Source organism: Yoonia sp. 72 (assembly GCF_034652275.1).
GTDB lineage: Bacteria > Pseudomonadota > Alphaproteobacteria > Rhodobacterales > Rhodobacteraceae > Yoonia.
Genome location: NZ_JAXIWG010000005.1, coordinates 1 through 13835, shown reverse-complemented (window position 1 = coordinate 13835; position 13835 = coordinate 1). Strand labels below are relative to the sequence as shown.

The 13835-nt window shown below is 58.6% G+C and carries 9 protein-coding genes and 1 pseudogene; 3 read left to right on the top strand and 7 right to left on the bottom strand.

All coding sequences use genetic code 11. The annotated features are described in order from the left end of the window. Positions 1-158 precede the first annotated feature (158 nt). Positions 159-725, top strand: a complete 567-nt coding sequence (locus VCK47_RS17210) for a phosphoribosyl-AMP cyclohydrolase (RefSeq protein ID WP_322892305.1) — start codon at positions 159-161, stop codon at positions 723-725. Positions 726-758: 33 nt separating this feature from the next. Here VCK47_RS17210 and VCK47_RS17205 read toward each other — a convergent pair whose 3' ends face one another. From VCK47_RS17205 to VCK47_RS17175, 7 genes are all read right to left on the bottom strand, one after another. Next, positions 759-1463, bottom strand: a complete 705-nt coding sequence (locus VCK47_RS17205) for a response regulator transcription factor (RefSeq protein WP_322892150.1) — start codon at positions 1461-1463, stop codon at positions 759-761. After that, positions 1463-3022 carry a HAMP domain-containing sensor histidine kinase gene (locus tag VCK47_RS17200; protein WP_322892149.1) on the bottom strand — a complete coding sequence of 520 codons (1560 nt, stop codon included), beginning with the start codon at positions 3020-3022 and terminating at the stop codon, positions 1463-1465. Before VCK47_RS17200 ends, VCK47_RS17205 begins: the two co-directional genes overlap by 1 nt. A gap of 319 nt (positions 3023-3341) precedes the next feature. After that, complete coding sequence (locus VCK47_RS17195; RefSeq protein WP_322892148.1) at positions 3342-5528, bottom strand: S8 family peptidase; 2187 nt, start codon at positions 5526-5528, stop codon at positions 3342-3344. Between the two features lie 739 nt (positions 5529-6267). Next, a complete protein-coding gene (locus tag VCK47_RS17190) occupies positions 6268-6621 on the bottom strand; it encodes a roadblock/LC7 domain-containing protein (protein ID WP_322892147.1) in 354 nt (117 codons plus the stop codon). Positions 6622-6670: 49 nt separating this feature from the next. Further along, positions 6671-7762 (bottom strand): dynamin family protein, encoded by a 1092-nt coding sequence (locus VCK47_RS17185; protein ID WP_322892146.1) that lies wholly within the window; start codon positions 7760-7762, stop codon positions 6671-6673. A gap of 17 nt (positions 7763-7779) precedes the next feature. Next, positions 7780-9828, bottom strand: a complete 2049-nt coding sequence (locus tag VCK47_RS17180; RefSeq protein ID WP_322892145.1) for a dynamin family protein — start codon at positions 9826-9828, stop codon at positions 7780-7782. Between the two features lie 131 nt (positions 9829-9959). Then, positions 9960-10817, bottom strand: coding sequence for a hypothetical protein (locus VCK47_RS17175; protein WP_322892144.1), 858 nt, complete (start codon positions 10815-10817; stop codon positions 9960-9962). 178 nt (positions 10818-10995) lie between these two features. Here VCK47_RS17175 and VCK47_RS17170 point away from each other — a divergent pair. Both VCK47_RS17170 and VCK47_RS17165 read left to right on the top strand, forming a co-directional pair. Beyond that, positions 10996-11482, top strand: a pseudogene (locus VCK47_RS17170) (transposase); the annotation flags it as partial. Positions 11483-11989: 507 nt separating this feature from the next. Beyond that, a partial coding sequence (locus VCK47_RS17165; RefSeq protein ID WP_322892143.1) for an SdrD B-like domain-containing protein occupies positions 11990-13835 on the top strand: 1846 nt, incomplete at its 3' end.

The following is a 13835-nucleotide window of genomic DNA, read 5'->3' as shown; positions in this document are numbered from 1 at the left end:
TCGAAAGCTTTGTTGCGCCGCAAACAATTCACAGGCGGCGCGCGCTTTGGTCTTTAATGTTCCATTCATCCCCAGATCATGCGGGTGTCAGCTTCATCACCCATCTGACAATCATCGCGTGAGGATGGTCCGAACGCAGTCGAAGGGAAAAAAAGATGATGTCATTTATCAATCGCACAGTCGCCACAGCCGCTTTGCTTGCCGTGTCGGCCTCCGCCGCTTTTGCGGTCACAGCCACAAAAATCGACACCACAATCACCCAGGCCGAGGTCGAGGCGGCCCAGGTCGCATGGGGCGAAGCTCTGGTCCAGATTTCTCAGGATTTTGAGGAGGGCGGTATCGACAAGGCCCGTGCCACCGCAGAGGCCGTGATTGCCGCAGCCTATGGCTATGACATGGGTCCTGTCTTGTTCAAACCCACCCTGACAGAAGCGCCGCAAACATTTCGCACCACTGCAGAAGGCGCCTTGGCCTATTTCGTCGGCGACAACGAGGCATTCCCCGATGACACCGGCTTTGCCCTGAAAGGCTGGACCGCCGTCGAGATCGAGAATGCCGCCATTTTCATCAGTGGCAATACCGCGACCACGATGGGCAACGTTCACATCACCGATGCGCAAGGCAATGTGACGACTGTGGACAAAACTTGGGGCTACCAGCGGGATGACGAAGGCAATCTGCGCATCATCCTGCACCATTCGTCGCTGCCCTTCAGCGCCGACTGACACAGGCTGCACCTCTGGCCCGTTCCTGATAGCTCAGGGGCGGGTTTGCACGATCCGGTAGCCCCGACCGCGCACAGCGGCGATCGTGACCCGCGCGTCAAGAAACGCGATCTTGCGCCGCAAACGGCTGATATAGACATCCACCACATTCGTCAGGGGATCACGGTCCACCTGCCAGACCCGCGACAGGATGCGTTCCCGGCTGACAGTGGTTCCGGTATGGGCGACCAGCAGATCGATCAGGGCCATTTCCCGTGCGCTCAGAAGGATCTCGGTCTTTGCGTTCCGCAGGCCGGGCAAGGTCCGGTCTAGGATGATATCCCCGATCTTGGGCAGGTCCATCTGCACGGGGCGCACCAAGCGGCGCATCAAGGCTTCGATCCGCGCGAGCAATTCATCAAAGTCAAAAGGCTTGGCCAGATAATCATCCGCGCCACGCCGCAAACCATCGACGCGTTCATAGCTTTCGCCCATCGCGCTTAGCATCAGCACAGGCACATGATGACCACGCTGGCGCAGGATCTGGCAGATGCTAAGACCATCAAGTTCCGGAAGCATGATGTCGAGTATGATTACGCCTGCGCTTGATCGTTGGGCGCAGTCCCGCGAAAATGCTTCAGCGGCGGCCAGTCCGGCGCGACCGGTCTGGACCAGTTGCACTCCATAGCCTTCGGCTTGCAGACCGCGCACCAGAAAGTCGGACACACGCCGGTCGTCTTCGATCAAGAGAATATCCATCAGTCGTTCCTGCTTTGCACTACCTGCTCTGTGGGGATTTCCAGTGTTGCCACGACGCCGATCCCCTGATCTCCGGGCCTGAGCGTCAGTTTGCCATGCTGCGCCTCGGTCAATTGCCGCGCGATTGCCAGACCCAGACCCAAACCATCCGGACGATGGACGCGCGCCGCGTCAGCGCGCCAGCCGCGGTCGAAAACCCGCGGCACGTCGCTGTCCGCGATACCGATACCCTGATCCGCAACTTCGATCAGAATCGTGTTCTGGGGGCGGCGCTCCATCGTCAGCCGGACAGTCCCGCCGGGATGCGAATAGCGCAGTGCGTTGTCCAGCAAGCAGGTCACGACCTGCCGCAACCTGTCCGGGTCAGCCCAGAGGTCCCAACAGGGCAGGGGGTCTGGGCCCTGCACGCTGATATCGCGCTGCCGTGCGAGGCTGCACGCCACATCCATGGCCGGTGTCACCACCTCGGCGATGTTTGTGTGACGCGCGTCTATCCCGCTAAGCCGCTGTGGATCGCGCACCAGAACCAGCAAATCTTCGATCAGGCGGCTCATCTGGCGGGACACATCGACGATCCGCGAAAAAGCCGCCCGGAAAAGCGCGGGGTCATCCTGTTTCATGCGCAGCGCCACCTGCGCCTCGCCAAGAACGGCCGTGACGGGGGTGCGCAATTCATGCCCGATATCCGCAAGCAGTTTTTGGCGCGCCCCTTCGGATGCCGAAAGTTCGTCCAGCGTGCGGCGTAGTTCAGCGGTGCGCGCCGCGACTGTCTGCTCAAGCGCGGTACGATTTTCGCGCGCGCGGCCGCGGGCTGCCTCGACTTCGGTCGCCATGGCGTTGAGTTGCGACCCGAGATCGATGAATTCCCGATCACGAAACCGCGTGAAGCGATAGGAAAACTCTCCGGCTGCATAGGCCCGCAATCCGGTTTCAAGTTCACGAAAAGGCTGTCGCAGGCGTCTTGCCAAGATCAATGCGACAAGGACAGTCGCCACCAGACCGAACCCGCCGGCAGACAGGAACAAACTGCGCGCAGCGGCCAGACTTTCATCGGCGCGTTCGCGTTCGCGGATCAGTGCCTCGGCCTCGGCCGACAGTGCATTCCCGAGAGCTTCGGCAAAGGAGGTTCCGCGTAGTTGGTCAAACCTGCGGTCGATCCGCGACAAAAGTGGCGGTTCCGCCAGATCGCCCGCCGGAAAATTCCGCGTGTCGATGTCGAGTTGGGTGACAACATCCTCGAGAAAGGCGAGCATGATCAACCGATCGTCATGTTCCTCCAGAACTTTTCCGCGCTGACGATCCAGATCAGCCGCAAGCTCGGCCTTGAAGGTCATATCATCGATCTGCGCGCGCATCCGGTCCAAGAAAGCGGCCCGTTCCGCATCGTCGGCAGGCTGGCCAAGGGCCTGTCGGTAACTCCACTTGCGCAAAGCGGATTTTTCAATGTCGAACTCCAAGAGTGCGGTGTAGATGTCGCTGGCGATCCGGCCACGCTCTACGCGATATTGGGATTCGTCCAGAACATGCCACCCAAGGAAAGTCAGAACCGTGGTCGGCATGACAAGGCCAGTCAGCGCGAGCATAAGTTTTGCGGTGTAGCTGCGTAGGGTGATTGCGACGACGGATCTCAAAAAGATTACCCTTGTACGGGATCGGACAAATCCGCCGTTTTCAACCTACGGATCTGGCAAGGCGCGGTCGCGACGCGCATGTCCATCCTGATTTCACCCTCAAACTCATTCATCGACCCGCCCGGCATGTTGCGCGAAAACCCGACTAACCAGCCGCCGTGATTGATGAAGCACGCGGGCTTTGCACTGGTCAAGCGTCAAGGCCTACTGTTCCGGCCTGTGCGCCTTTCTGCCGCTGCGGGCAGCGTCAAAAACCGAATTGCACGCCGATAAAACCCGATACCGCCGTGCGGCCCATGATATTGCCGTCGTTCCGGCTGTGCATCATGCCAAGGCTGAGGTTGCCTGCATCCATGACAGGCACGCTATACTCGAACCCGAGATCAAGCTGGCGCTGGGCAGGGGCAAGACTGACGTTATGGCTTGTGAACTGCACCTCTCCGGCGGACATTTGCATCGGCAAGTCCATGCTGGCTGACCCGCGCATGATCCCGATGGGTTGGCGCGCAAAAACGGCAAGGATGTCACCGGATCTGCTGATGTCAGCCCGCTCCAGCGCGATGCCGATCCGGTTGTAGCTGACCGTGCTGAAATCATCGATCATGCCCGCGCCATCGGCCTCGGACAGACCCAACTCGGCATCAAGGCGCAGAGCCATGCCGGGCGACAGCGGGGCAGCGACGATGATGTCGAGGGCATTGGTCACAGAACTGATCTCGCCGCTGTTGCGCGGGACGCTGACCCCCAGAAAAGATCCGTCGGTGCGCATGGTGGTAAAGCCCAGCTGCGCCTGTGCGCCCGCAAGATCGAAAGTGCGGTGCAGCGACAGCCCCGTGGTGCCGTTGCCGTTCAAGACCGCCAGGGCCAGATCGTTCTGCGCTGGTAACATGGCGATGGTCTCGCCGCCAAGCAGGTCCGCGCCGTTTGGGTCGCGCCAGGCCGTCCGGTAGCCCGACAGGCCGACACCGTCGCGCAGCGCCGCTGAAAGCCTGCTGCGGTTGGCGGCCATGTCCGGCGCCAGTGCCGCCACCAAGGCCACAGCGGCCGGGTCAACGGGCATTTGCGTTCCGGTCAAGCTATTGGCCGAAACCGCAAAGCGACCCGATAGCTGATCCGTCGCCATCACGTTCACGGCGGCAAGCGCCTGAGCAAGCCCGTCGCCCGAAGCTGACCCTGTCATAATCATCGGGGTGCCTACGGCGACGGATCCACCGGTCGGCATCGGCACCACGGCTTGACCAATCGGGAGCAACGCCGCTCTGAGGTCCAGAAAGCCATGACCGAATTCCGCGTTATACCCGTGCGTGATCCCGGGGGCGAACTCCCTGACGGCATCATGCGTGAAAAAACCGTTGTCTGCCGTGGCAAGCAGCCGGTTGCGCAGCTGGGTGGCTGTCAGATCGGGAAAAGCCTCTGCAAGAAGAGCGATCGAACCCGATACCTGAGGTGCGGCGAAAGATGCGCCGACGCCGACCTCGTAAGCGGTGTCGTTGGTCGCGGCCGCAACCTTGATCTGGCCGTTCGCCGCAAGACAGAAGCTTGCCGTTTCCAGACAGGCTGCCGATATGCGTTCCGCGCTGATGATTTCTTTGTCATTGAACACGGGAACGGCGTTGATGACAGTGATCCAGTTTGGTTCCAGATCGGTCAGCGCGACGGGCAAAGCGGCCATTATGCTTGCGCTGTTGGCGGTGTAGTCGTTTTGCAAGGCAAAGACGATCACGCCGTCAGTTGCAAAGGCACGCAGGCCGTCGAGATACGGCCTGCGCGTTTCATTCTGGAAAAACGTAGCAGGGGCCGTCGTCCTGAGCGTAAAGTCGATCAGTCCCCATGAATTATTCGACACGATCGCGCCGAGATCAGCCGCGGTGCGCATGTGGCTGCCAAGAGCGATCCAGTCGACGGGCGCATCAAACTCCAGATAGCCCTGATGAATGTCCGCCCCCGGAGCAAAACCGAGCGTGCCGCCATTCGTACCGTTGCCCGCCAAGACAGAGGCGACCGCCGTGCCGTGGAAATCGCCCGTCTCTGTCCCGTCACCCGACGAATGGATCTGCTTGCCCGTGAACTGTTCATGCGAAAGCCTGATTGCGCTGTCGATCATCGACACGATCTGTCCGGTCCCTGTCAGGCCCGTGGACAGTGCATAGTCCAGACGGGCCGCAGCCAAGGGGTGCGCGTTTATCTCGACTCCATCGCCATAGGTCGGGTGGTCGTCAATCTGCAGGACAAAGGTGAACCTGTTGGCAAGATAGCCTCGCAGGGCGCGAATCTGCTCTACCTTGGCGCTGTCGAATTCAGTGACGTAGTAACGCTCCCATGCCAGCAGATCCTCTGGCGTGGGCGCATCATTGGGGATGAACGGACCGGGTTGCGATGTTGCCGCAGTGGATGAAACCGGCCCGCCACCCTCGGGAATGCAGGCCGCGAGCATCAGCAACATTCCTGCGCAAGCTGATTTTCTCAACGTTTCCGTCCTTTGCCATCACGTTAACGGGTTAAAACCACCCATACTGCAACAGGTGGTGGTGGCGCTACTGGCGACGACACGTATCCTGCCCAGAAAGGTGCAGCAGATGCCATCGACGGTAAAGCCAGAAGACTGGAGCTTCCCCAGCAGATCATCCAGCTTGCGGGCCTGCGCATCGGTGTTGCATGGTCGGTTTTGCTCTGCTTTCCACCAGAGGCAACAGGCTGCAATCAAACCGCTGGCTGAAACCGTCCTTTTCAATCGAAAGGTTGAAAGTGGTTCGACGGCTTAGGCAGCCCGTTGCGATCAACGCAGACCCGGCAGGCGCAACAGCTCTTCTTCCGCTTCCCCCGAAAGCCACCCGTCAAGGCAACATACGACGCCATGCAGTCGACGTTTTGCGCGATCAATGCCGGTTCCACGTCGGTGACGGTGGTCTGAAATTTGCCTGGCTCTGTCTGGTACTGGGCGAAGCCCGCGTGCCCCTTTGCCGGTTGGTCGATATCGGATTCTCGTTTGACTTGCAGGAAGCGCCTCAGCCAAGAATGCGGCTCTTTTTGACGGCTGACCATCGTCCCGCTGGGGTGTCATCACCTGCGCGGTTTACGAACAACAAGCACCCAGTCTTGCCTGATAACAGGCGGGTGCAAGGTCAGGCGGGCACCCGTAAGTGCCCGCTGCCTTGGTAAAAGGTGCACCTTTGTCAGATGCTGATGCCTTGTTCGACCTTTTTGACCTGAACCCGCGCCATGCCGAGGTTGGCGGATTTCTTGTCGAGCGCCACGTAGATAAAGACCGATGGCGTGTTTTCGAGGGGGCGGATCAGATGGAACTGCTTGCCCAGCGTGATCAGCATGTCATCGATGTGGTCGTTCAACCCAAGCATCTTGACGGCTGCCAGCTTTGCCTTGACGACTTCGGTGTTCGCGGCTGCGGCAGCCTCGAGGTCGAACGAACCGCCACCGACCGACGCCATCATCAGCCCGGTCTCGCTGTCAGCAAGACATCCGCCAATAAAGCCGCCAATCTCGCTCAGACCGGTAATATCGATAGCCATAGTAATTTCCTTTTGTTCAGTTTGTTGCATTTCTATTTCGGGTCGTGTTTCATTTTGCCCTGACGATGTGGATTTGTCGCGTTTCATCCAAGCGGCACCACGCGCTTTCTGAAAAATCTTCAATTTCCTGCTCCACCTGGTTGAGTGCTTTTTGGTAACTCACATCCATCAAGTCTTGATCCGATACACAGAGCGCCAAAACGCAGGCCTGTGCATGCCCTTGATCAGCATAGTGCCGCATTGCGTCTCCAAATTGTTCGAGTTTGGATTTAATTATGGCATTTTCTGAATTGTAACCTTCACCATGATCGCGGTCTTTCAAAACCTGCCGCATTCCGGAAATCAATTCGACCAAGGAGCTATCATCGCCTTTTATGGTCCGGTTCGAAACCGAAGGCCGGATGTCGCGGCGAACCTGCACCGCCCGTTGTGCGACCTGAATGGATTTCTTGATTTCCTGTAACAGCCTGTCCGCACCACTTTCGATCCACAGGTCCTGATTGGTTACTCTGTCGTGCTGCATTGCGGCCGCGCCCTTGATCGACGAGATCGGCACGACACTGCCGAAAACGGGTCCTGCGTCGGTTTCAAGACGCCGGATCACCTTGGTCAGATCCTGGGCGCTGGCCAACTGGTCAGCGCGCGTCACGGTCAGGATGCTTGTGTCGCGCAACCGCGCGGGCAAAGACAACCATGTTCCCTTTTCCGACTGGCGCCATGCCTGATTGGCGGGTGTGCACCAAAGACAGAAATCCACATTCTCTGCCACAGGTTCAAGCGATCCCGATGCAATGCGAGGGTCGGAAATCCCCGGTGTATCAACGACATCGCAAAGCCGGAGCAGCGGGCTGTCCAGCATGATCCGAACCAACGAATAGCTGTCAAGCACGTCCCAGTCCGGCAATCCCGACCGTTCGGGACCGGCAGCGCCATCGGTCGTGAACCCATGCCAATGCGGATCTTGTCCATAGGACAACCAGATCACCGGCAGCTTTGTCGCCGTGACCTTTGTGGGGATCAACGGCTGTGCAAGCAGCATGTTCAACAAGGTGGATTTACCGGCGCTGAATTCACCCATCAGGGCAAAAACAGGTTTTGCCTGAAACCATTCTGCCATCTTTGTCCGGTCATCGCTCGACATGCCCGCACAGTCCTGCATCACGCGCCCGGCACGTGTGCCAGCGGTCCCCGAGTGAGTTGTGATACGACATGGTCGATCACTTCAAGTCGTTTCTTGATCTCCGTTTCGAGGCCAAGGCGGTTGCGCATTTCGGTTTTCTGGTCATTATCGGTGTCCAGAAGATTTCGGATGGTCGAGACATGACCGTTCAGAAAGTCCTGTAATTGTTTTCTGGCTGTTTCAAAAAAATCAGCCAAGAGGATTTCCTGAACTTCTGCGATCATCGCATGCATGTCATCCACGACGATGTTGCTAAATCTTTCCTTGAATCTTTCTTTCGCCGGCTTGCGCAGCAACCATTTTTCCAGCCAATTCCCCGCGATATCGATTGTCATTGATTGCATCAGCCGGGTTGGTGTGCGGGCAGGGCTTACGACTGGAGCCCTAACAACGAATAGCGCCGTGTCCGAAGAGAGGACCTGTTCATAGAACGCCGATACTATTTCCGCAGCTTTCGTGGAAATCGCCGACACTTTGGACTGGGCATTTTTTTCAAAGGCGCGATACGCGATGTTCAGGTCGCGCCGCAGTTTTTCGGTGCCGGGCTGCCATTGGGCGGGCCGGCCATTTGCTGCGAAGACTGCGTCAATCGCTTTGGTCTCGGCGCTGATGAAGTCGTGGTAGGCGTTCGACATCTCGTATAGCAGCTGCTCCGAACAGGCTTTGGATGTCGCAAGGCATTGCTGGTCGACATCTTGCAGCATGGCGGCCAGTTGCTCGCGCAACGCCGCGCCGTCAAGGTCGCGACGAATGGTTGCGCCATTCCCCAGCGCTTGGCGCATTTGTATGCTGCTTTGCTGGCAAATATCATGGGCGATGTTGCGCATTTCGGCGAAGAATGGTGTGCCGAAAGCACGGGCAGATTTTTCCTCGATCACGCTTTGCAATTCGAATAGCCCCGACAGATCGCTGGTCTTGTGCGTCGTCGCTTGTGCCACGCCGGGCGCTGCGGTGGCAGCATTATGGAACACGGTTTTTCGCAGACGGGCTGCGACAAGGCGGTCCATCGCCTGATTGCTCCGTTCGATCACACTGTCTGCCAGACCTTCCGCGGTCGATCTTGCCCAAAGCGCGCTGCCGAAGATGATGGGCAGATCGGCGGGCAAACCCTGTTCGACCAAGGCCGCACGAACAAAGCCGTCGATTTCGTCGATCTGCCTGTCAGGATCTTCCAGCTCGTCGATGCGGTTCACAAAAAGGACGATCTGTTCGTGTTTCAGTGCCACCAGCAGGCGCAACAAGGCGATATCGACGCTGGTAAAGGCTTGATGCGCGCTGAGAACGATCACGCAGATGTCCGTGTCCGAGAGGCTGTTAAGCGTCACGGTTTCGCGGATCAGGAAAGGATCATTCACGCCGGGGGTGTCGCGGATGACTGTGGGCAGCGGATAGCTGTCGTCATCGATATAGATATCGGCCGATCTTGTGAGATCGGCAAACCTGCCTTCGGGTGCGTGTTGTTCGTCCTCATCCCCCAGACAGACGTAGCGCTTGATCAGCTCGGCACTGAACCCCGAAAAGTTATGCGCACTGCCCAGCAAATACTTGAAATTGCGCCCCAGCCGCTGGACGGCCTTGGCCTGCATTTCCTTGATCTGCGACTGAACGGTTTCGAATTCATCCTCGAAATTGGCGCGTTGCGCTGCTTCGCCCAGACGGCCGCCGACGGTGACCATGTCGTCCCATTCGTTCTGGTTGAAGAACGTAAAGACGGCCCTGTTGTCACGTGGTTTGACGGTGTTGATATGGACCGAGGTGATGACGGAGGTCCATGGGTTCACGTCCGACGGCAGAAGGTCGGGGAAATTGATCAAACCATTGGTCAAGGCGGTCTTGCCGGCCTTGACTTGCCCGATCAAGGCGACCCTGACGCTGAACTGGTTGATCGCGTCCTTGCACTGCAACAGACGCGGCAGCGCATCGGGCACCACTGCGGGCTGCACCTGATCCAGAAGGTCCGAAAGCTGGGATAGCTTGTCGCGCAAGGCCATCCCCGGGGCATCGCAAACGGTTGGTGTTTTCTGCAAGGGCGGGCTTGGCATCTTCAGAACTGACAACATGAAAAACTCGAGAAAAATAATATTGCAAAATGTACATATGTGTTGGGTCGTTTGTATGACGCAAAAATGTCAAATGAGAGGTTTGTTTTGGCGAAAGACTAAAGGCGCTTCAGGCCGGATTGTGCCACCCCATCTTGGCTTGCCTGCCAACTGGTGACGACCTGTCGATTGCTGCCGTAGAGCGTGACGTGCAGGTTCCCCTGCGCGGGAAGGTGCGCCAACAAGGCCTGAGCCACGGCGACCGTCCGGTTCAGTTCTTCCAGTGTGAATGCCTCTGGGAAGGAAACGGGCCAGCCCTGCGCATTGCAGGCCCATCCTTGCGATCCGGTGCTGACGGGTCCGTTGATCGCGCCCAGCAGATCACGCAGACCAAGGTTCGCCGCCACCGGCTGTGCCAGGTCGCCAAGCGTGTAGCGCACGGGCTGGCCAGCGCGCAGCGCCGTTCGCACGCTGCCGACCAAGCTGTCCACGTCCTGTGCGCCGCCAGTCAGCGCAAAACCGTCCGGACCCGCACAAACCGTGGTGATGTCACCGCCGATATCCAGAACAATCAGGCGCGGGATTTCGCAACGTCCGATCGCGTTGATGATCCGCCAGAAGACCTGCAGATCCTGCTGTGCGAATGCCAGTCCGGTCAGCACCAGCGGACCCGGATCTTTGACCGCAAGGCGCGACAGCGAGGCAAACACCAGTCCGAGGTTCAGTCCGGCCTTGCCTTGCACGATCATGTTGCCGTGGCGTGAGACCAGCGTGCAGCCATTGCCCGTCTGCGCCACCATGGTCGTGGCGTTCTGCACCGCTTCAAGGCTGCGCCACAACGACAGAGCAGAATCAGGCGGATCCTGCGAGGGCGCCCCCCGCGACCCACCGGCGACCTGCGAAATTCCATTTTGGTCAAATACATAGGCGGCGGCAAAATCCGCTGTCTGCATCACCGGCCAGTCTGCAAGCATCATCTTGTCCGTAGTTTCTCTTCCCCACCTGTTGTTGATGCCATGCGTTTGCATAAATTGAAATGAACTGGTTGCAGAGACCGCAAGGCTGTCCGCCTTGAGAAAGGACGGCACAAGAAGGGCCTTGCTGCATTGTCTTGGTTCCGCACCCTTATGGCTGGGCCAGCACGATCTTTCCGACATGCCGCTTTTCCAGAACGGCGTTTTGCGCATCCGCGATGCGGTGCAGCGGATACCCCCGACCTACACGACCACGAACTGGCCGGCCTAGAATGAAGCGCTCAATCGCCGTGGGTCGCTGACGATCGGGTTGGCCGAGAGCCTGTTGCATCTGATCGGTTTGAATTGGGTGGTCCCCGACTTCAGGACGCTGTCGCGCCGCCAGAAGGGGCTGGCCGTGCACGTCCCATATCGTGCCTCTATGGAACCACTGCGCCAGGCTATCGCTAGCACCGGCATCAAGGCTTCGGGCAATGGCACGTCTGGCGCAAGATCCACCTCGGGATTGACAAGAAACACGGGAGGTTCGCGCTGTCGAGATCACCGGGAGCCTCATCGGTGATGCGCCGGTTTTGCCCGATCTGCTCAACCAGATCCCGGCGGACGAGCGGATCGAGATCCGACACGCGACGCCGCAAGGCAGGACATCGTCGAATACATCGAGATGCTCAACAAACCCAAGCGCACACACACGGCCAACGCCATGCTGCCGCCCATTGACTTAGGGGAAAGATAGCACAAAATGGACCGCGCCTGTGTCTAGGAAACTAGGGGCACCTCAGATTCATGGGGTTCGCCACCACTGGTTCGGTCTGTTTTGTTGAACGGATCTGTCGCATAGGTTGTCTGGTTACGAGTAGTTTGTTTTGCGTTGTCGTTTGTCAAATAGAAAAGCACCAAGCCCCTCTGGTCACCACCTCGTCGTGAGGGGTGAACCTTTGTACATCATATGTACATGGCCCGGACCATCGGTTTGCGCGCGTGGCGATGACGGCACAGACGTGTTGTCGGCATGCCCGATTGACCCGACCTATCCTGATGCGTCTGCAACCTACCCGGTCGCACCGTCACATCTGCCCCAACACATTGATACAAACAGCACCCAGTGGAACCGATCCGTCACGCCGCGCGGTAGGGGCCAAGCGATTCTTTTTTTGCTTCAGAAAGTCATTTTCATGCGTAGCCGTAGTGCCTTTGCCCAGTTGCCTTTGGAAAAAACACGCCACCACGGTCTGTCGCGTGATATGCGTATGTTAGCGTTATGCGCACGCGTGGCGGGCGTGGTTCTGACACTAGCGCTGGCGCTGGCGTTTGTGGTTTCTTTCTCTGGAGATGCGCGCGCACAGTCTGAAAGCAATCTGTGCGGTCCGTCAGGCGGCACGTTGAGTTCTAACTTGTTTGCCAACGACGGCAATTTCGGTGTGGGATCGAACACCGCCGGTACAACCGGCGCCCCCCTGCCTGCCGGACGCACCACATATGACTTTGTGAATTATGGTGCCAACAGTCCGAATGACGGGCAGTACAGCATCGTCAACAGGCTGAACCAAACAACATTTGAGTACTGGCATAATCCTGTCAGTGGCAACACAACCGGTCTGGTTTCGGACCAGATGATGGTGGTCAACGCAGACTTTTCTGCCGGTGTGTTTTACCGCGAAACGCTAACCGTGCAGCCAAACACGTATTACCAGTTCTCGACACATATCCTTAACTTGCCGGACCCGAATTCGTTCGGGTGGTCAGAGTATGCTTTCCCGCGCGGGGTTGCTGGTGACCCAAACCAGCCCGGCGCCAATATCGCCCCCAACCTGACATTCTCGGTGAACCGGCTGGGATTCGATCCTGCTCCGGTCGGCTTGTTCAACAGTGGGAACGTGCCATTTTCGTTGACTCCGACATGGCTGCAATACGGCGGTCTGTTCAACTCCGGCAATGCGACGCAAATTGAATTCAGTTTCCGCAACAACGCGCCTGGTGGCGCCGGCAACGACTTCGCGATGGACGATATCCTGGTCGCAGAATGCCAGGGCCTGCCCCTCGGTTCGATCAATGGTGTCTTGTACGAAGACCGGAACGGGAACAACGTTTACGATGCAAGTGTCGACGTACTGATGCCTGCGGGCATCGTTATCGATCTGATCAATGCGTCAGGGCAGGTTGTTTCATCGCAGCAGACCAACGCAAGCGGGTTCTACGAATTCCCCGCTATTCTGGTAGGAAACGGCTATTCGCTCTCTATCAATCCGGCGACGGTGCCTGCCGGGTTCGCGTTTTCGGCAAACCCCAGTGGCGCAAGTACAACAGGCTCGCAAGGTGACGTTGCAGTTTCGTTGAACCAGGCAACGAGCGACCAGAACTTTGGCTTTCTCGGGCCGCTCGCGAATTTGTCGATCGTCAAGACGGTCAACAATGCGACGCCAACCGTGGGCAGTGACGTGGTGTTCACGCTGGTGGCAAGCAACGCTGGCCCCTCGACCGCGACCGGCGTTGCGGTGACGGACCAGCTGCCGTCGGGCTATGAGTTTGTGTCGGCTGCCCCTGCGGCTGATTATGACAGCACGACCGGTCTTTGGACGATCGGGTCCCTGGCGTCCGGCGCGCAGGCAACGCTGACAATCACCGCGACCGTTCGGCCGACCGGCGTTTACGCCAATACCGCCACCATCACCGGTGATCAGGCCGATCCGGATGCAGATAACAACACATCGACCGCAACGCCTGTGCCTGTGCCGGTTGCAGATCTGTCGATGCTCAAGACCGTCGATAACGCGACGCCAACCGTGGGCAGTAACGTGGTGTTCACGCTGGTGGCAAGCAATGCTGGCCCCTCTACCGCGACCGGCGTTGCGGTGACGGACCAGCTGCCGTCGGGCTATGAGTTTGTGTCGGCTGCCCCTGCGGCTGATTATGACAGCACGACCGGTCTTTGGACGATCGGGTCCCTGGCGTCCGGCGCGCAGGCAACGCTGACAATCACCGCGACCGTTCGGCCGACCGGCGTTTACGCCAATACCGCCA